The following is an 18,758-nucleotide window of genomic DNA, read 5'->3' as shown; positions in this document are numbered from 1 at the left end:
GTCGCCGTCGGCTTTCGGTGTCGAGCGTCGGAGCCGGACGAGGGCCGCGCCCCCGGAGCCCGGTCGCCTCTCGGCCTGCGCCCGCTCGGTCCAGGAGCTGCGCCCCGTCGCCTCTCGGCCTGCGCCCGCTCAGTCCTCGGCCTTGGGCGTCGAGCGTCGGACGGGCCGGGAGTCCGGCCGGTGGTCGTGCCGGTCTGCGGTGTCGGTCGGGCGCGATACCTTCTCCTCACGGCGATGAGGAGAGTCAACGTGAGCAAGTTCGTGCGGCCGGCTGCCGAGGGTGCCGACCCGTTCGGGACCGCCCGGCTGCGGCGCGGAGTGCTGGACGCGTGGGCCACCAGCCCGGCCCGTTTCCGGGAGGACGCCAACGCCGAGGAGGACCTCGTCCTCGGCGGCTACCGGGACCGGCTCGTCGTCGAGCTGGCGCAGAACGCCGCCGACGCGGCGGCCCGCGCCGGCGTTCCGGGCAAGCTCCGTCTCACGCTGCGGGACGGCGTCCTCGTCGCCGCCAACACCGGCGCCCCGCTGGACGCGGCGGGAGTCGAGTCGCTGTCCACCCTGAGGGCCTCCGCCAAGCGGGACACCCCCTCGATCGGCCGGTTCGGCGTCGGTTTCGCGGCCGTCCTCGCGGTCACCGACGAGCCCGCGGTCGTCGGCCGGCACGGCGGGGTGCGCTGGTCCCTCGCCGAGGCCCGCGACCTCGCCGCCGAGACGGCCCGGCACAGCCCCGGACTGGGCGACGAGATCCGGCGCCGGGACGGTCACGTGCCGCTGCTCCGGCTGCCGTTCGCCGCCGAGGGCACCGCCCCCGACCCGTACGACACCGTGGTCATCCTCCCGTTGCGTGACACGGCCGCCGCCGGTCTCGCCGAGCGCCTCCTGCACGCCGTCGACGACTCCCTGCTGCTCTCCCTGCCGGGTCTGGAGGAGGTCGTCGTCGAGACCGGCGACGACGCGCCCCGCACCCTGCGCCGCCGCGCGGAGGGCGCCCTGACCGTCGTGGAGGACTCGCGGGACGGCACCAGCCGGTGGCGCACGGCCGCCGCGCACGGCCCGCTCACGCCCGAACTGCTCGCCGACCGTCCGGTCGAGGAGCGGCTGCGCCCGCACTGGTCGGTCACCTGGGCCGTGCCCGTGGACGACGACGGCACCCCCGCCCGTCCGCGCACGAGCCCCGTCGTGCACGCCCCCACCCCCAGCGACGAGCCCCTCGGTGTGCCCGCGCTGCTCATCGCCTCGTTCCCGCTGGACACCACCCGGCGGCACGCCGCCCCCGGTCCGCTGACCGACTTCCTGGTCGGGAGGGCCGCCGAGGTCTACGCCGAACTGCTCGCCGCGTGGCGGCCGGTGAGCGAGGGGATCATCGACCTCGTGCCCGGGCCGCTGGGCAAGGGCGAGCTGGACGGGGCCCTGCGCCAGGCCGTCCTGGAGCGGCTGCCGCGTACGTCGTTCCTCCCCCCGGCGCTGACCCCGGCCGCCGCGGAGCCCGACGAGGACCTGCCCGAGTCGCTCCGGCCGCGCGACGCCGAGGTCGTCGAGGGCGCGGGCGCCGACACCGTGCGGGTGCTGGCCGAGGTGCTGCCCACCCTGCTGCCCGCCGGTCTGGAACGCCGGGTGGAGCTGCGGACGCTGGGGGTCGCCCGGGTCCGGCTGACCGACGCCGTCGACCGGCTGGCCGGGCTGGAGAAGGAGCCCGGCTGGTGGCGGCGGCTGTACGACAGCCTCGCGGGCGTCGACCCCGACCGGCTCACCGGCCTGCCCGTGCCGCTGGCCGACGGCCGGACGACCATCGGGCCCCGGCAGGTGCTGCTGCCCACCCCCGGCGCGGTCAGCGTCGAACCCGAGACCCTCACCCGGCTCGGCCTCAAGGTCGCCCACCCGGACGCCGCGCACCCGCTTCTGGAGAAGCTCGGCGCGCTGCCCGCGACACCCCGCGCGGTCCTCACCACCCCGCAGGTGCGTGCCGCCGTCGCGGCCTCGCTCGACGACGAGGGCGCGCTCTCCTGGGAGGAGGACGCGCCGGACGCCGAGGAACTGGCGGAGACCGTCCTCACGCTGGTCCGCGACGCCGGTCTCGAACCGGGCGACGAGCCGTGGCTCGGCGCCCTCGCCCTCCCCGACGAGGAGGGGGAGCCGGTGCCGGCCGGTGAGCTGGTCTTCCCGGGCAGCCCCTTCGCGCAGGTCATGCGCGAGGAGGAACTCGCCTACGTGGACGCGGAGTTCGCCGAGCGTTTCGGTGAGCAGCCGCTGGCCGCGTGCGGGGTGCTGGTCAACTTCACCCTCGTACGCAGCACGGACGTCGTCCTCGACCCGGACGAACTGGAGCCCCGCGAGGGGGAGTACGCCGAGCCGGACGACGCCGGGCTGCTGGACGCGGTGGACGTCTGGTGCGAGGACATCCTCGACCGCTTCCCCGACTCCCCGGTGCCGCCGGTCGCCACCGAGCTGGTCGCGGTGCGGGACCTGGACCTCGTGGACGACGACAAGTGGCCGCAGGCCCTGGCGCTGCTCGCGCAGCCGCCGCTGCGGGACGCGCTCACCCAGCCGGTGCGGATCCTGCTGCCCGACGGCACCCATGAGGTCGTACGGCCCTACACGGCCTGGTGGTTGCGGGGGCACCCGGTGCTCGACGGGCGCCGTCCGGCGGGCCTGCTCGCCTCGGGCGGCGACCCGCTGCTGCGCGGCCTGTACGACGAGGCCGACGCGACCGGGTTCGACGACGAGCAGGTGCTCCGGGCGCTGGGCGTGCGCACCTCGGTGGCGGCCCTCCTGGAGGAACCCGGCGGCGGCGCCGAGCTGCTGGACCGGCTCGCCGACCCCGAGCGGACGGTCACCGGAGCCCAACTGCACGCCCTGTACGGGGCGCTGGCCGAGCTGGACCCCGAGCAGGTGACCCTGCCGGACGATCTGCGCGCCGTCGTCGACGGGCGGGTCGAGGTCGTGGAAGCGACCCGCGCGGTCGTCGTGGACTCGCCCGATCTGCTGCCCTTCACCGAGGGCGTGCCCCTGCTGCCGGTGCCGCCGGTGCGGGCGGCCGAGCTGGCGGAGCTGTTCCAGGTGCGGCGGCTGAGCGAGTCCGTCACCGGTGAGGCCGACTCGCAGGGCACGGAGCACGACGTACCCGAACCGGTTCGGGTGCTCCTCGGCCCGCGGACCCCGTCCTCCTACGTCGAGCACGACGAACTCGTGGTCGACGGCGTGGAGATCGACTGGCGCGTCACCACCGACGGCGTCCTGCACGCGGCGACCCTGGAGGGTGTCGCGGCGGGCCTGTCCTGGGCGGCGGGCCAGTGGCCGCGCCGCTTCGAGGTGGCGGCCCTCCTGGAGGACCCGACCCGCACGGAGGAACTCGCCCGGGACCGGTGGTTCGACTGAATCGCGCCCCGTGAAGATCGCCTCGCATTTTCCTCACCCGTCGTACAACCATCCGCCCCCATGGCGGGTCTGATCGCGTGAGTCAACAGACTCCACGATCACTTGGGCCTCGCCGCGCTCACGAGCCGTACGGAACGAAGGGCAGCGAGGCCCCTCTCCTCCATGGGGAACGCATGCGTATACGAGCCACCGTGGCCGCCGTCACCGGCGCCCTGGCCCTGTCCGCCCTGGCCGCGCCGATCGCGCAGGCCGATTCTCACCAGACCGAGCTGGACCGGCCCAGCGTCGCCGAGCGCTTCGGTGTGTCTCCCGCCAAGTCGACCGACCGCACCGGCGTGCTGGCGGCGCCGACCATCACCGCGGTGACGGTGAACTCCGCCAAGAACCTGGTCGTCGGCACCAGCGCCAAGAAGTTCGACGTGTCCGTGACGGCCAGCCACCCGACCGGCATCGCGGACGCCTACATGGACCTGTGGCACGGCACCGACCCCGAGTTCGACATCGACGGCTATCTCCCGCCGAACGAGGAGTTCGCCTCCTGCACGGCCAGCAGCGCCACGACGTCGACCTGCAAGCTCACCATCACCGCCACGCCCGGGTCCGAGGGCGACCCGGTGGGCAAGCTGTACGCCAACATCCTGGCCGGCACCTGGCATGTCTCCGTCGGTGTGGCGTCCAACGACGGCGAGGTCTTCTACACCGACTTCTACAAGACCCACAAGGTCCAGCGCGCCTCGGTGCTCACGGTCAACGCCGCGCCGGAGCCCGTGAAGAAGGGCGGCACCCTCACCGTCACCGGCAAGCTGACCCGTGCGGACTGGGCGACCCGTAAGTACGTGGGCTTCAGCGGCCAGAAGGTGGCCCTCCAGTTCCGCAAGTCCGGCCCCACGTCGTACGCCAACGTGAAGGGCATCACGTCCGCCACCGGCGGCGCGCTGAAGACCACCTACAAGGCGTCCTACGACGGTTACTGGCGCTACAACTACTCGGGCATCGCGAGCACCGCGCCCGCCAGCGTCGCGGGTGACTACGTCGACGTGAAGTGAGCGACGGTCCGCGCCCGGCCCCGGAAGCCGTCCGGGGCCGGGCGCGGACTCGTTTCTCCACGAAATCCCCCAACTTCCCCCACGAGGGCAACCGTTCGCCCCGGTCGTCTATCTGATCAGGAGAGCCAACAGGCTCCGAGATCACTTGCGACCACTGGGGAACGCATGCGCATACGAGCCACTGTCGCCGCAGTCACCGGCGCCCTGGCCCTCTCCACCCTCGCCGTGCCGGCCGTGCACGCCGCCGGGGGTGACGGCCTCGACCACCGCGAGGCGTTCGCGAAGATCAGCCAGGCCGCGCACAAGGGCGACCGCGCCCCCGGCCAGCCGTACGACATGGACGTCACCTTCTCGGACTTCAAGATCGCCAAGGCGGTCAAGCTCGGCTCGGGGACGCACTACTCCACCACGGTCACCTACAAGATGACCCACGCCGCGGACATCGACGTCAGGGCTGCCGACTTCGTCACCGGCCCGCTCCTCTACCGAGGCTCGCTGACCGCCCCGACGAGCGTCGTCCTCGCCGGCGTCAAGCCGGCCACCTGCGCGGTCGACACCGCGACGACCGCCATCTGCACCGGCAAGGTCGATTTCTATCCGCGCGCGGACCTGCTCAACTCCGACGCGGGCACCTGGAAGGGCGCGGCCGCGGCGATCGCGTACAACGGCCAGGACCCGGAGGGCTTCGACTTCGACGTCACCAAGGTCGGCTACGCCGAGAAGGGCGACCTCGGGACCACACTGATCCAGCGTGCCTCCACCCTCACCGTCGACGCCACCCCCGAGCCGGTGAAGAAGGGCAAGCCCCTCACCGTCACCGGCAAGCTCAGCATCGCCAACTGGGAGACCGGCAAGTACCTCGGCTACGTGAACCAGTCGGTGGCCCTGCAGTACCGCAAGAAGGACGTCACGACGTACTCCAACGTCAAGGGCGTCAAGACCAACAGCAAGGGCGAGCTGCGGACGACGGTCACGGCGTCCGCGGACGGCTACTACCGCTTCACGTTCAAGGGCAAGACGTCCGTCCCGGCGGTCAACGCGAGCGGCGACTACGTCGACGTGCAGTAGCGCTAAGCGGGGAAGCGGCGGTCGACCCACCTCCAGAGAACCTCCAGGGCGACCGCCGCACCCGCGGCCATCCCCACCGCGATCCACGGCACCGTCTGGCCCACCAGCCGCAGCGCGAAGAAGTCCTGCAACCAGGGCACCACCAGCACCACCACGAACAGCGCGCCCATCGTGGCCACCAGGGCGACCCGCCACCACGTGTACGGCCGGGCGACGATCGCGAGCACCCACATCGCGATCAGGAACAGCGTCAGCGTCGCGGCGCTGGTCTCGGCGGCCAGCGCGTCCGGCCCGGTGTAGTACCGCTGGGCGATCAGATACGTCGCGAACGTCGCCACCGCTGCCAGCACCCCGCCCGGGATCGCGTACCGCATCACCCGCCGCACGAAGTTCGCCCTCGCGCGTTCCTTGTTGGGCGCGAGGGCCAGGAAGAAGGCCGGGACACCGATCGTCAGCGTGGACAGCAGCGTCAGATGGCGCGGCAGGAACGGGTACTCGACCTGCCAGCACACCACCAGGATCGCCAGCAGCACCGAGTACACCGTCTTGACCAGGAACAGGGTCGCCACGCGCGTGATGTTGCCGATGACGCGGCGGCCCTCCGCCACCACCGACGGCAGCGTGGCGAAGCTGTTGTTCAGCAGCACGATCTGCGCGACCGCCCGCGTCGCCTCCGAGCCCGAGCCCATCGCGACCCCGATGTCGGCGTCCTTCAGGGCGAGCACGTCGTTCACACCGTCGCCGGTCATCGCGACCGTGTGCCCGCGGGACTGGAGCGCCCCGACCATGTCCCGCTTCTGCTGCGGGGTGACCCGCCCGAACACCGTGCCCTCGTCCAGTGCTCCGGCCATCTCCTCCCGGCCGGCGGGCAGCCGGCGCGCGTCCACCGTCGCACCGGTCAGCCCCAGCTTGCCGGCGACCGCCCCGACCGAGACCGCGTTGTCGCCGGAGATGACCTTGGCGGCGACGTCCTGGTCGGCGAAGTAGCGCAGGGTGTCGGCGGCGTCGGGACGCAGCCGCTGTTCGAGCACGACGAGGGCGGCGGGCCTGGCGTCCCGGGCGATCTCGGGGGAGTCCAGCTCGCCCGAGACACGGGCCAGCAGCAGCACCCGCAGGCCCCGTTCGTTGAGCCGGTCGGTCTCGGCGAGGGTGGCGTCGTCCTCGCCGAGCAGGACGTCGGGGGCGCCGAGGAGCCACGAGCTGGACTCGCCGTCGCCCTCGCTGAAGGCGGCGCCGCTGTACTTGCGGGCGGAGGAGAACGGCAGCGCCTCGACGCATCGCCAGTCCACGCTGTCGGGATAGGCGTCGATGATCGCCTGGAGGGAGGAGTTGGGGCGCGGGTCGGACTCGCCCAGCGCACCGAGCACCTGCCGTACGTAGGCCTCGTCGTTGCCGCCCAGGGTGCGCAGCTCGGTGACGTCCATGCCGCCCTCGGTGAGGGTGCCGGTCTTGTCGAGGCAGACCGTGTCGACGCGGGCGAGCCCCTCGATCGCGGGCAGTTCCTGGACCAGGCAGTGCTTGCGGCCGAGCCGGATCACGCCGATCGCGAAGGCGACGGAGGTGAGCAGCACCAGTCCCTCGGGGACCATGGGCACGATCCCGCCGACCGTGCGGGCGACGGAGTCCTTGAAGTCGGTCTCCTTCACCACCAGCTGGCTGATGATCAGGCCGATGGCGGTCGGCACCATCATCCACGTCACGTACTTGAGGATCGTGGAGATGCCCGAGCGCAGCTCGGACTGGACGAGGGTGAACCGGGACGCCTCCTCGGCGAGCTGCGCCGCGTACGCCTCCCGCCCGACCTTGGTCGCCTGGAACGCCCCGGTCCCGGCGACCACGAAACTGCCCGACATGACCTCGTCCCCGGGCCGCTTGACGACCGGGTCGGCCTCGCCGGTGAGGAGCGACTCGTCGATCTCCAGCCCGTCGGCCTCGACGCACGCCCCGTCGACCACCACCTTGTCGCCCGGCCCGATCTCGATCAGGTCGTCCAGCACGATCTCCGCCGTGCCGACCTCGCCCGCCACCCCGCCCCGCCGCACGGTCGGCCGCACCTCGCCGATCAGGGCCAGGGAGTCCAGGGTCTTCTTCGCGCGCCACTCCTGGAGGATGCCGATGCCGGTGTTGGCGAGGATGACGAAGCCGAACAGGCTGTCCTGGATCGGCGCGACGACCAGCATGATCGCCCAGAGCACGCCGATGATGGCGTTGAACCGGGTGAGGACGTTGGCGCGGACGATGTCGGCCATCGACCGGCTGCTGCGCACCGGCACGTCGTTGACCTGCCCGCGCGCGACCCGCTCGGCGACCTCGGCGGCGGTCAGTCCGCCCGTGCGGGCGGGCACGCGCAAGGGGTGCACGGGGTCGAGACCGGCGCCCGCGTCGATGTGCGTCATGCATCCGACAGTACGTGCGGAGCTACGGCTTCACCCGCCGAGTGCGCGGAAGATCCGACCTGCGGAGGACCGTCATGGTGCCGTGGTCGTACGGCGGTCGTACCGGGGCCCTACGGGGGTCCTACGGGGATGTGTCCGCGCTTCGCCGTGCGGTGAACAGCAGGTACTCCCACTCCATGGCGGTGGGTGCGCCGGCCGCCGCCCGGTCGTGCCGCCGGGCGAGCTCCGCCAGGTCGCGGTCGAGGGCGGCGACGCGTTCCGGTCGCTCCGCGTTGGCCCGGTAGACGGCGATGACGGGGCCGTAGCGCTCCTTGAAGTAGTCCCGGAAGCCCTCGGGGGTCTCGAAGCGGTCGACCACGACCGTCCGGCGGACGGCGGTCACGTCCGTCACCCGGTCACCGAGGAGGGCCCGCACATGATCGGGGTCTCCCCACAGCGGGGCCGGTCGCGCACCGGGCGGTGGCGGCGGGGCGTACGGCTTCAGCGCGGTGAGCATCCGTCCCAGGAAGCCCTCGGGTGTCCAGCTCAGCAGACCGATGGTGCCGCCGGGGCGGCAGACCCGGACCAGTTCGTCGGCGGCGGCCTGGTGGTGCGGGGCGAACATGACGCCGACGCAGGACAGCACGGTGTCGAAGTCGGCGTCGGCGAAGGGCAGTGCCTCGGCGTCGGCCTCCCGCCACCTCAGGTCGACGCCGGCCCCGGCGGCCTTCCGGCGTCCGGTCTCCAGCAGTTCGGGCGTCAGATCGGCGGCCACCACGTCCGCGCCGGCCAGCGCCGCCGGGATCGCCGCGTTGCCGGTGCCCGCGCCGACGTCCAGGACCCGGTCGCCGGGCCGCACCCCGCACGCCTCGACCAGCAGCGGTCCCAGTTCCGGGATGAGCTCGGCGGCGACGGAGGGATAGTCGCCCGAGGCCCAGATCGCGCGGTGCTTGGCCTTCAGTGCCCGGTCGGCCTCGGCGGTGCCGGTCTGCTGCGCCATGGCTGTGCTCCTCACCGGTTCGGCCACGGCACTGCGCGTCGCCGCGACGTTCGGCCCACGCCCCTCAGCGTGGCACGAGGAGGGCGCCGCGACGACCGCTGGAGCCCTGGCCGGGCTCGCACCGGGCGTCGGGTCGGACGGGGGCTCGGTCCGCCGGGCCGCAGGGCGTCGGGTCGGGCGAGGGCGCTGGGCGGTGGTCGGGCGCAGGCGCGGGGTGGAGGTCTGCCGGGGGCTTCAGTCCGTCGGGGCCGCGGGGCGTCGGGTCGGGCGGGGGCTCGGTCCGGCAGGGGCGCGGGGTGGAGGTCCGCCGGGGGCTCGGTCCGGCGGGCCGCAGGGGTGGAGTCCGGCGGGGGCTTCAGTCCGTCGGGGTCGCCCGGGAGTGGTCGGCCTGCGCCGGCTCGGGGGCCTGGGCCCGCTTGATGGCCGCGTCACGTCGGCGGACGTACCAGATGCCGAGGAAGCCCAGGCCGCCGCCGGCCAGGCAGGTCCACAGCCACCAGGTGTGGCCGTGCTCGTCGAACCAGCCGTAGAAGGGCAGCTGGACGAGGAAGAGGGCGAACCAGACGATCGTGCCGCCGATGATCGTGCCGACCACGGGGCCCTCCAGGGGCTCCGGCGCCTCGTGCTTGGGGGTCCACTTCGCCATGGGGACAGCTTACGAGGCTCCCGGGCGGGGCCGGGCGGGGCGGGGGCGTGGGGGCCGACCGGCGGCGGCGCATCGGTCTACGCGCGGAGATGGCACTTCGACCTTCATATGTTCATACTGAAACCGTTTACCTTTGCCCGGTTCTGTTCGTAGGAAAGTACAAATGCCCACCTCGGCCTCCCCCAAGGCACCCGCGCCCGAGCAGCCGGGCGGCGCGCCCGCGTACGGCGCCCTCGACCGCTACTTCAGGATCTCGGAACGCGGCAGCACGCTCGCCCGTGAGGTCCGGGGCGGTTTCGCCACCTTCTTCGCGATGGCCTACATCGTCGTGCTGAACCCGATCATCCTGGGCAGCGCGAAGGACATGTACGGCAACCAGCTCGACAACGCCCAGCTGGTGACCGCCACCGCGGTGACCGCTGCGTTCACCACTCTGCTCATGGGTGTCATCGGCAACGTGCCGATCGCGCTGGCCGCGGGACTCGGGGTGAACTCCGTCGTCGCCCTCCAGCTCGCCCCGCGGATGTCCTGGCCGGACGCCATGGGCATGGTGGTCCTGGCCGGTTTCGTGGTGATGCTGCTGGTCGCGACCGGTCTGCGTGAGCGCGTGATGAACGCGGTCCCCTATGGACTGCGCAAGGCCATCGCGATCGGTATCGGCCTCTTCATCATGCTGATCGGTCTCGTCGACGCGGGCTTCGTCGCCCGTATCCCGGACGCCGCCCAGACCGTCGTCCCGCTCCAGCTCGGTGCCACCGGTCACCTCGACGGCTGGCCGGTGCTGATCTTCGTGCTCGGGGTGCTGCTGACGCTGGCGCTGATCGTGCGGAAGGTCTCGGGCGCGATCCTGATCTCCATCGTGGCGATGACCGTGCTCGCTGTGATCGTCAACGCGATCGCCGACATCCCGTCCTGGGGCCTGACCACGCCCACCTGGCCCGGCAACCCCCTGGCCACCCCCGACTTCGGCCTGCTCGGCCAGGTCAGCCTGTTCGGCGGCTTCGGCAAGGTCGGGGTGCTGACCGGCACCCTGTTCGTCTTCACGGTCCTGCTCTCGTGCTTCTTCGACGCGATGGGCACGATCATGGCCGTCAGCGACGAGGCCAAGCTGACCGACGCCGAGGGCCAGATGCCGGGCATCAACAAGGTCCTGTTCGTCGACGGCATCGCCGTCGCCGCGGGCGGCGCCGGCTCCTCCTCGGCCAACACCTGCTTCGTGGAGTCGACGGCGGGCGTCGGCGAGGGCGCCCGTACCGGCTTCGCGAACCTGGTGACGGGTGGGCTGTTCGCCGTCGCGCTGTTCCTGACGCCCGTCGCCACCATGGTCCCGTCGCAGGCGGCCACGCCCGCGCTGGTCGCGGTCGGCTTCCTGATCCTGGCCGGCTCGATCCAGGAGATCGACTGGGCGGACTACACGATCGCCGTCCCGGCCTTCGTGACGATGCTGATGATGCCGTTCACCTACTCGATCACCAACGGCATCGGGATGGGCTTCATCACCTTCGTGGTGCTGCGTCTGGCGGCGGGCCGGGGCCGGGAGGTCCCGGTGGCGATGTACGCCGTGGCGGCGGTCTTCGCCTTCTACTACCTGATGCCGGCGCTGGGCCTCACGTGACCCCGTAGAACCTCTCCGTCTCCTCGACGGCGGCCTGGAACCGCTCGTCGAAGTCATCGCGAATGAGCGTCCGGACGACATAGTCCTGGACGCTCATTCCGCGTTTCGCCGCCCGGTGCCGCAGACGTTCGAGCAGCTCACCGTCTATTCGCAGGCTGAGCACACTGGTCCCCATGTGCATGAGGGTCGGGGGCGCCGCCGGGCGGTGTGTCATGTTCCGCGGCCGGATCACTCTTATGGGTGAAGCTGGGGTTTCGTGGCGCGCCTCACGCGCTACCCCGCGTGTCCCGAGTTTTTCTTAGCGAGGGTAATGAGTTAGGCTAAGGAACATGCCGGACCTTACCCATGGCGACGACGTAGCCGCCGTGAACTCCCTGCGCTCCGCCGTGATGCGACTGTCCCGTCGGCTCAAGCACCAACGGGTCGACGAGTCGCTGAGCCCGACCGAGATGTCGGTCCTGGGCACCCTGGCACGCTGTGGCACCGCCACGCCGGGCGAACTCGCCCGGAAGGAGCATGTGCAGCCGCCTTCCATGACCCGCATCGTGGCGCTGCTGGAGGCCAAGGGACTGGTCAGGCTGGAGCCGCACCCCGAGGACCGGCGCCAGAAGGTCGTCACGCAGACGGAGCGGGCCGAGGCCATGCTCGAGGAGAGCCGCCGCAAGCGGAACGCGTTCCTGGCGACGCTGGCCGAGGGCCTCGACGAGGACGAGTGGGCGAAACTGCGCGCCGCCGCCCCCGTGCTGGAGAAGCTCGCGCATCTTTGACCGCACCGCCGGAGGAGGCGAACCCTTTGAGTACGGGATCCGGAGCAGATTCCGCCCCCGCACCGACGACCACCCACGACACCCGGCCCGTCCCCGGTCCGCCGGACCTCGCGACCGGGGACACCCGTAGGTCCTCGATGTTCAGCTCGCTCAAGGTCCGCAACTACCGCCTCTACTTCCTCGGCCAGGTCGTCTCCAACACCGGCACCTGGATGCAGCGCATCGCACAGGACTGGCTGGTCCTCAGCCTCACCGGCTCCGCGACCGCCGTCGGCTTCACGACGGCGCTCCAGTTCCTGCCGATGCTGTTCTTCGGCCTCTACGGCGGCGTCCTCGTCGACCGGCTCCCCAAGCGCCCCACGCTGATGGCCACCCAGACGGCGATGGCGTTGACCGGCCTGGCTCTCGCCGCCCTGACCCTGACCGGCCGGGTCGAGGTCTGGCACGTGTACGTCGCCGCCTTCGCGGTCGGTCTCGCCGCCGTCCTCGACAACCCGGCCCGCCAGTCCTTCGTGAGCGAGATGGTCGGCCCCGACCAGCTCCAGAACGCCGTCAGCCTCAACTCCGCGAACTTCCAGTCCGCCCGCATGGTCGGCCCCGCCGTCGCCGGCCTGCTGATCACCGGGGTGGGCACCGGCTGGGCGTTCCTCTTCAACGGCCTGTCCTACGTCGCCCCGCTCGCCGGCCTGATGCTGATGCGCGGACGCGAACTGCACCCCGTGCGGCGCGCACCGCGCGGCAAGGGACAGCTGCGGGAGGGACTGAAGTACGTCGCGGGGCGCCCCGAGCTGGTCTGGCCGATCGTCCTGGTCGGCTTCATCGGGACGTTCGCCTTCAACTTCCCGGTCTACCTCTCGGCCTTCGCGGACGAGGTCTTCCACGCGGGCGCGGGCACGTACAGCCTGTTCAACACCTTGATGGCGGTCGGCTCGGTGACCGGAGCGCTGCTCGCGGCGCGCCGGGGCACGGCCCGGATGCGGCTGCTGGCGGTGGCGGCGCTGGCCTTCGGCGCGGTGGAGATCGTGGCCGCCGTGACGCCGTCGCTGTGGCTCTTCGCCCTGCTGATGATCCCGATCGGGGTCTTCGGCATGACGGTCAACGTCACCGCCAACACCGGCATCCAGATGGCCACCGACCCGGCGATGCGGGGCCGCGTCATGGCCCTCTACATGATGGTCTTCCTGGGGGGTTCGCCGGTCGGCGCCCCGCTCGTCGGCTGGATCACGGACACCTACGGCGCGCGGGTCGGCCTGGCCGCCGGCGGCGCGGTCGCGGCCCTGGCCGCCACGGCCATCGGGCTGGTCCTGGCCCGCGTGGGCGGACTGCGGCTGTCGGTGGGCTGGCACCAGGGCCATCCGAGGGTTCGTTTCGTCCCTCGTGAGCGGCGGGAGGAACTGGCCGCGGTGGCGTGAGCGGAGGCGGGGCGCGAGGTCAGTCGCGGGGGAACTCGCCGGTCTTGAGGACGAGGTCGACGACCGTGCCGGTCAGGTCGATCTCGTCGTGGCGCTCCTCCTCGGCCGCCGCTCACCCGAGCGCAGCCGCGCGGTACAACGATACGCACGGTGACCGGGACACGTCCGGACGTGTGGAGGCGTACCCGCACACTGGCCCCATGAGACTCTTCGCCGCCCTGCTGCCGCCCGTGGACGTCGCCGAGGAACTGGCCTCCGAGGTCGCCGGCCTGAAGGGGTTGCCCGGTGCGGACGGGCTGCGCTGGACCGGCCGCCCCGGATGGCACTTCACCCTCGCCTTCTACGGCGAGGTCCACGAGGACCTGCTGCCGGAACTGACGGAGCGGCTCGGGCGGGCGGCGCGGCGCACGCCGGCGTTCGCGCTGGCCGTGCGGGGCGGGGGGCAGTTCGGGCAGGGGCGGGCGCTGTGGGCCGGGGCGGAGGGGGACCTCGCGACGCTGCGGCTGCTGGCCGAGCGGACGGAGGCCGCGGCGCGCAGGGCGGGGGTGGAGATGGGGGAGCACCGGCGGTACAAGCCCCATCTCACGTTGGCGCGCAGCCGGGAGGCCACGGACGTGCGGGCGTGCCTGGAGGCGCTGGACGGGTTCACGAGCCGGACGTGGACGGTGGACGAGCTGGTCCTGGTGCGGAGCAATCTGCCGCGGTCCGGGGTGCGGGGTGAGGAGCCGCGCTACGAGGTGGTCGCCCGCCGGGCGCTCGGCGCGGCCGGTTAGTCTCGGTACGTGGACCCGAAAACCCGGAACCGGATCATGGCCGGCGCGCTTGTACTGATGTTCGCGGTGGTTGCCTTGGCCTCGGCCGTCAGATAGGCGCGCGCGGCGGTTGGCGCGGGCGCCAGGGCGCCCAGGGGGCTGGGGGTGCGGGCTGTGGGGCGGGTGCGGGTGCGTGGGTGGCTGGTCGCGCAGTTTCCCGCGTCCCTGAGGGGTGGTCGTCCCGTCGGGTGTGGGGTGCTGTCTGCTGTGGGGCGGCTGCGGGCTGTGGGTGGCTGGTCGCGCAGTTTCCCGCGTCCCTGAGGGGTGGTCGTCCCGTCGGGTGTCAGGTGCTGTCTGCTGTGGGTGGCTGGTCCCGCGGTTTCCCGCGCCCCTGGGGGTGGTCGTCCCGTCGGGGGTGAGGTGGTCGTGGCTTCCCGCGCAGCGACCCGCGCCCCTGAGGCGTGGTCGGGGCGAGGGTCGCTGGTGGGGCTCTTCATGGGTTACCAGGCGAAGGCCTCCGGGGACGGGCCCGGGCCCGGGAAGATGTCGTCGAGGCCGGTCAGCAGGTCCTCCGGCAGGTCCAGGTCGACGGCCCGCAGGGCGGAGTCGAGCTGCTCGGGGGTGCGCGGGCCGACGATCGGGCCGGTGACGCCGGGACGGCTCAGCAGCCAGGCGAGCGCCACTTCACCGGGCTCCAGGCCGTGCTTGTCGAGGAGGTCCTCGTACGCCTGGACCTGCTCGCGCGTCCTGGTGTCCTTGAGCGCGTCGGCGGCGCGGCCACCCGCGCGGCGCCCCTGTGTGGCCTCCTTCTTGAGGACGCCGCCCAGCAGTCCTCCGTGCAGCGGGGACCAGGGGATGACACCGAGGCCGTAGTCCTGCGCCGCCGGGATGACCTCCATCTCGGCGCGGCGCTCGGCGAGGTTGTAGAGGCACTGCTCGCTGACCAGGCCCACGCGGCCGTGCCGGGCGGCGGTCTCGTTGGCCTGGGCGATCTTGTAGCCGGGGAAGTTGCTCGACCCCGCGTAGAGGATCTTGCCCTGTCGCACCAGGACGTCGACGGCCTGCCAGATCTCCTCGAACGGCGTCGACCGGTCGATGTGATGGAACTGGTAGAGGTCGATGTAGTCGGTCCCCAGCCGCCTGAGGGAGGCGTCGACGGCCCGGCGGATGTTCACCGCGGAGAGCTTGTCGTGGTTGGGCCAGGCGTCCCCGTCGGCCGCCATGTTCCCGTACACCTTGGTGGCGAGGACCGTCCTGTCGCGCCGCCCGCCACCCTGGGCGAACCAGCTGCCGACGATCTCCTCGGTGCGGCCCTTGTTCTCACCCCACCCGTAGACGTTGGCCGTGTCCAGAAAGTTGAGACCCGCGTCGAGAGCGGCGTCCATGATGCCGTGGCTGGTCGGTTCGTCCGTCTGCGGACCGAAGTTCATCGTGCCGAGAACGAGACGGCTGACCTTGAGTCCGGTGCGTCCGAGCTGCGTGTACTTCATGGTGCCCAGCCAACGACGTGAAGTGCGCTCCAGGCAAGCACCTGTCAGCGCGAGACGAGCACCGCGAGGCCGAGCACGACGGTCGGGGTGAGCGCCAGCGTGGCGAGGTGGGTGAGCAGGGTGCGCCACAGGGCGAGGACGGCGAACAGCAGCAGGCCGCCCGCCAGCCACCAGCCGAAGAACCGGAAGGTGAGCGCCTCGGCCGCGTTCTCCTGTTCGCCGGTGGTGATCTCGGACCCCAGCGCACCACCGAGCATCATCAGCAGGAACCCGCAGCACAGCAGCGGGTTCACCACCCCGACGGCGACCGCGAGCGGCCCGTCCGCCCGGCGGACGCCTTTCCACAGTCGTATCGCGCTCATGGGCAGGCAAGCGTACCGGGAGACGGCTGCCTGACGTGAGCGGACGACGGAGGAACATCGCGTTCCTGCCGCGCCGACCGACATCCTGGTACGACTTCCGCGCGGTTCGGCCGTCCTCGGGGGCCCGCGTCCGCACGGCGGCGTCGATGTGCTCACCGTCGTGGACGGGTCGGCGACGCACGTCCAACGCGAGGAAACGGTGCGGGAGTTGCCCGCAATCTCCGTCGCCGGTCAGCCCTCGTAGTCGGCGCCCAGCCCCCAGCCCTGGTACAGCGCCTCCGCGAACGCCGCGGCGATCTTGTGCTCGCCGCTCTCGTTCGGGTGGGTGCCGTCGTAGGTGTCGGTGTGGATGTCGTACGACGCCGGTGGCGTCGCCAGCAGCAGCGGCGAGCGCGGCTCGTCGAGGTCGGCGACCGCTTTCGCGAGGAGCTCGTTGAAGGCGGCGACCTGCTCGGCGAAGGGGGCGTCCGAGGCGCAGCGCACGTTCGGGATCACGGGGAGGACGACCATGCGGACGCGCGGGTTCGCCTCGCGCGCGGCGGCGACGAAGGCGTGGACGTTCTCGGCCGTCTGCCCGGCGTCGGTGTAGAAGCCCAGGTCGATCAGGCCCAGCGAGATCAGCAGCACGTCGGCGCGGCACTCGCGCACCGCCGGGCCGATCAGCGGGGCCATGTGCAGCCAGCCCTCGCCCCAGCCGGCCAGGTGGCCCCGGGGGAAGTCGGGATCGGCGTAGGCGTACGACTCCGGAGCCTCGGCGGTCTTGTCGTACAGCGTCTCGCGCGGGCCGACGAGGGCGAAGGGGCCGCCGTACGTCTCGCACAGGTGTCGCCACATCCGGTGGCGCCAGGTGTGTTCGCCCGTGCTGCCGATGGTCATGGAATCGCCTACGGGCATGAACCTGAGCATCCGCTCATGATGGACGATCGGCGACGCGGGCGGGGTGTGAGGCCCACCACCCCGGTGAAATGCCTTGCGGGATGGCACTCTTGGCGCATGCGCCGATCCCTCGCCCCCCTCGCCGCTGCCCTCCTCGTGGGCGCCCTCGCCGTGCCGACCGCCTCCGCGGCCGACGGGGACGAGGGGTTCACGATCAAGGACCCCCGCATCACCGAGTCCAGCGGCCTCGCCGCGTCCCGTCAGCACCCCGGCGTCTACTGGACGCACAACGACAGCGACGACGGCGCCTACCTGTACGCCGTGGACGGCGCGACCGGCGAGACCGTCGCCACCCTCACCCTGACCGGTGTCGGCCGCCCCCGTGACGTCGAGGCCGTCTCCATCGGGCCCGACGACCAGATCTTCGTGGGCGACATCGGCGACAACCTCGGCGGCGCCTGGGACCACGTGTGGATCTACCGGCTCCCCGAGCCCAAGGAGCTGAAGGACCTGACGGTGCGGGCCACGCAGTACGTCGTCACGTACTCCGACGGGGCGCGCGACGCCGAGTCCCTCGTCGTGCACCCGAGGACCGGGCGGGCCTACATCATCGACAAGAACGAGGCGGGCGGGCACCTGTACGAGGGGCCGGCGAAGCTGTCCTCGTCCGGTACCAACGTCTTCGAGCCCGTCGCCGCCGTCCCCGACCTGGAGGCCACCGACGCGGCGCTCTCCCCGGACGGCGAACGGCTCGTCGTCCGCAGCTACTTCGGTTCGCTCGCCTACGACTGGAACGGCGGCCGCATCAAGCGCACCGGGCGGCTCGGCGTGCCGTCGCTGGGGCAGGGCGAGTCGGTGACGTACACCGCCGACGGGACGAAGGTCATGTTCGGCAACGAGGGCGCCGACAGCACGGTGGAGCCCATGGACGCGCCCGGTGCGCCCGCGTCGGACGGAGCCGGCAAGTCCCCTTCGAAGGGCGGCGGTTCGGCCGCCGGGGAGAGTGAGGACGGCGGTCTCTCGGTGGGCGGCGGGGCCCTCGCGGTGGCCGTGGCCTGCGCCCTGATCCTCGGCCTGGGCCGACTGCGGCGCCGACGCTAGCCCGGGGAGCCCGCCGCGTCCGGGGAGTCTGTCGCGTCTGGGGAGCGCGCCGTGTCCGGGGAGTCCGTCGCGTCCGGGGAGCCCGCCGTGTCCGTCGAGTCTGTCGAGGCCCGGCGCTCGGCGACGACCGCTTCCAGGCCGTCCAGAATCCGCTGCAGCCCGAACTCGAAGTGGTCGAAGTCGGGGCTCCAGGTGTTCTCGTCCAGGGACGCCATGACCGGGTAGCGGCCGCTGGCCATGACCTTCTCCAGGACCGGCACCTGCGCCTCCCAGAACTCGGTGTCCGTCAGGCCCGTCCGGCGCTCGGCCTCCTGGTGGTGCACCTGGGTGCGCGCGGCGCCGATGACGTAGGAGTCGACGAGGATGATCACCGAGACCAGTTCGCGGTCCGGCAGGCCCATCGGGCGGATGCGGGTGAGGACCTTCTCCATGCCGTCGATGGCGGCGGGGCCGAGGATCGGGCGTGACTGGTTGACCTGCAGCAGCCAGGGGTGGCGGCGGTAGAGGTCGAGGGTGGCGCGGCCCAGTGCCGCCAGGGCGCCGCGCCAGCCGCCGTCGCCGGGGCCGGCCGGGTCGTCGGAGGGGCGCTGCACGCGGTCCAGCATCAGATCGAGCAGCTCGCCCTTGCCGGGGACGTAGCGGTACAGCGACATCGCGCCGGTGCCCAGCTCGGCGGCGACGCGCCTCATCGACACGGCCTCCAGGCCCTCCGCGTCCGCGACCCGGACGGCGGCTTCCACGATCCGGTCGAGCGTCAGACCCGGCTTGGGTCCGCGACTGGGCCGCCGGCCGGTGTCCCACAGCAGTTCCAGGGTCCGCTGGATGTCGCCGCTGCCGCTGGTATCGGTGCCGCCCTTGCCGCTCGTCATGGGG

The 18,758-nt window shown here is 72.2% G+C and carries 16 protein-coding genes; 8 read left to right on the top strand and 8 right to left on the bottom strand.

Annotated elements, in window-relative coordinates; genetic code table 11:
* Window positions 1-249 precede the first annotated feature (249 nt).
* From ACWCPM_RS22180 to ACWCPM_RS22170, 3 genes are all read left to right on the top strand, one after another.
* The gene (locus ACWCPM_RS22180; RefSeq protein ID WP_450977960.1) at window positions 250-3,375 is read left to right on the top strand and encodes a sacsin N-terminal ATP-binding-like domain-containing protein; all 3,126 of its coding nucleotides are present in this window, start codon (window positions 250-252) and stop codon (window positions 3,373-3,375) included.
* A gap of 173 nt (window positions 3,376-3,548) precedes the next feature.
* Window positions 3,549-4,421 (top strand): calcium-binding protein, encoded by an 873-nt coding sequence (locus ACWCPM_RS22175; RefSeq protein WP_450977959.1) that lies wholly within the window; start codon window positions 3,549-3,551, stop codon window positions 4,419-4,421.
* Window positions 4,422-4,586: 165 nt separating this feature from the next.
* Window positions 4,587-5,489, top strand: coding sequence for a hypothetical protein (locus ACWCPM_RS22170; protein WP_450977958.1), 903 nt, complete (start codon window positions 4,587-4,589; stop codon window positions 5,487-5,489).
* A gap of 2 nt (window positions 5,490-5,491) precedes the next feature.
* On the opposite strand, the gene ACWCPM_RS22165 is transcribed toward ACWCPM_RS22170, so the two are convergent.
* The 3 genes from ACWCPM_RS22165 to ACWCPM_RS22155 all read right to left on the bottom strand — a co-directional run bounded on the left by ACWCPM_RS22165 (window position 5,492) and on the right by ACWCPM_RS22155 (window position 9,510).
* Entirely contained in the window at window positions 5,492-7,885 is a 2,394-nt protein-coding gene (locus ACWCPM_RS22165) for an HAD-IC family P-type ATPase (RefSeq protein WP_450977957.1), read from the bottom strand.
* 121 nt (window positions 7,886-8,006) lie between these two features.
* Window positions 8,007-8,864 (bottom strand): class I SAM-dependent methyltransferase, encoded by an 858-nt coding sequence (locus ACWCPM_RS22160; protein ID WP_450977956.1) that lies wholly within the window; start codon window positions 8,862-8,864, stop codon window positions 8,007-8,009.
* 355 nt (window positions 8,865-9,219) lie between these two features.
* Window positions 9,220-9,510 (bottom strand): DUF2530 domain-containing protein, encoded by a 291-nt coding sequence (locus ACWCPM_RS22155; RefSeq protein WP_450977955.1) that lies wholly within the window; start codon window positions 9,508-9,510, stop codon window positions 9,220-9,222.
* Between the two features lie 163 nt (window positions 9,511-9,673).
* Here ACWCPM_RS22155 and ACWCPM_RS22150 point away from each other — a divergent pair, with 163 nt between their 5' ends.
* On the top strand, window positions 9,674-11,125 hold the full coding sequence (locus ACWCPM_RS22150; RefSeq protein ID WP_450977954.1) for an NCS2 family permease: 1,452 nt from the start codon (window positions 9,674-9,676) through the stop codon (window positions 11,123-11,125).
* Here the strand turns inward: ACWCPM_RS22150 and ACWCPM_RS22145 are convergent.
* Window positions 11,118-11,306: a ribbon-helix-helix protein, CopG family gene (locus ACWCPM_RS22145; protein WP_450978030.1), complete on the bottom strand. Its 189-nt coding sequence runs from the start codon at window positions 11,304-11,306 to the stop codon at window positions 11,118-11,120. The genes ACWCPM_RS22150 and ACWCPM_RS22145 overlap by 8 nt on opposite strands.
* Before the next feature lie 148 nt (window positions 11,307-11,454).
* Between ACWCPM_RS22145 and ACWCPM_RS22140 the strand changes: the two genes are divergently transcribed.
* The 3 genes from ACWCPM_RS22140 to thpR all read left to right on the top strand — a co-directional run bounded on the left by ACWCPM_RS22140 (window position 11,455) and on the right by thpR (window position 14,077).
* Complete coding sequence (locus ACWCPM_RS22140; RefSeq protein WP_450977953.1) at window positions 11,455-11,892, top strand: MarR family winged helix-turn-helix transcriptional regulator; 438 nt, start codon at window positions 11,455-11,457, stop codon at window positions 11,890-11,892.
* Between the two features lie 26 nt (window positions 11,893-11,918).
* Window positions 11,919-13,304 carry an MFS transporter gene (locus ACWCPM_RS22135; RefSeq protein WP_450977952.1) on the top strand — a complete coding sequence of 462 codons (1,386 nt, stop codon included), beginning with the start codon at window positions 11,919-11,921 and terminating at the stop codon, window positions 13,302-13,304.
* Window positions 13,305-13,504: 200 nt separating this feature from the next.
* Window positions 13,505-14,077, top strand: a complete 573-nt coding sequence (thpR, locus tag ACWCPM_RS22130; RefSeq protein ID WP_450977951.1) for an RNA 2',3'-cyclic phosphodiesterase — start codon at window positions 13,505-13,507, stop codon at window positions 14,075-14,077.
* Window positions 14,078-14,556: 479 nt separating this feature from the next.
* On the opposite strand, the gene ACWCPM_RS22125 is transcribed toward thpR, so the two are convergent.
* The 3 genes from ACWCPM_RS22125 to ACWCPM_RS22115 all read right to left on the bottom strand — a co-directional run bounded on the left by ACWCPM_RS22125 (window position 14,557) and on the right by ACWCPM_RS22115 (window position 16,814).
* On the bottom strand, window positions 14,557-15,546 hold the full coding sequence (locus ACWCPM_RS22125; protein WP_450977950.1) for an aldo/keto reductase: 990 nt from the start codon (window positions 15,544-15,546) through the stop codon (window positions 14,557-14,559).
* Between the two features lie 44 nt (window positions 15,547-15,590).
* Entirely contained in the window at window positions 15,591-15,908 is a 318-nt protein-coding gene (locus ACWCPM_RS22120) for a hypothetical protein (RefSeq protein ID WP_450977949.1), read from the bottom strand.
* A 231-nt stretch (window positions 15,909-16,139) separates the two neighbouring features.
* Window positions 16,140-16,814: an SGNH/GDSL hydrolase family protein gene (locus ACWCPM_RS22115; protein ID WP_450977948.1), complete on the bottom strand. Its 675-nt coding sequence runs from the start codon at window positions 16,812-16,814 to the stop codon at window positions 16,140-16,142.
* An 87-nt stretch (window positions 16,815-16,901) separates the two neighbouring features.
* Here ACWCPM_RS22115 and ACWCPM_RS22110 point away from each other — a divergent pair, with 87 nt between their 5' ends.
* Entirely contained in the window at window positions 16,902-17,885 is a 984-nt protein-coding gene (locus tag ACWCPM_RS22110; protein ID WP_450977947.1) for a WD40 repeat domain-containing protein, read from the top strand.
* Here ACWCPM_RS22110 and ACWCPM_RS22105 read toward each other — a convergent pair.
* A complete protein-coding gene (locus ACWCPM_RS22105; protein WP_450977946.1) occupies window positions 17,882-18,754 on the bottom strand; it encodes a TetR/AcrR family transcriptional regulator in 873 nt (290 codons plus the stop codon). The two genes, ACWCPM_RS22110 and ACWCPM_RS22105, sit on opposite strands and share 4 nt — an antisense overlap.
* Window positions 18,755-18,758: the final 4 nt, after the last annotated feature.

It is taken from the genome of Streptomyces sp. NPDC002309 (assembly GCF_053593375.1).
Note: the sequence above shows the minus strand (reverse complement) of the source record. Positions and strands in the feature narration are given on the sequence as shown.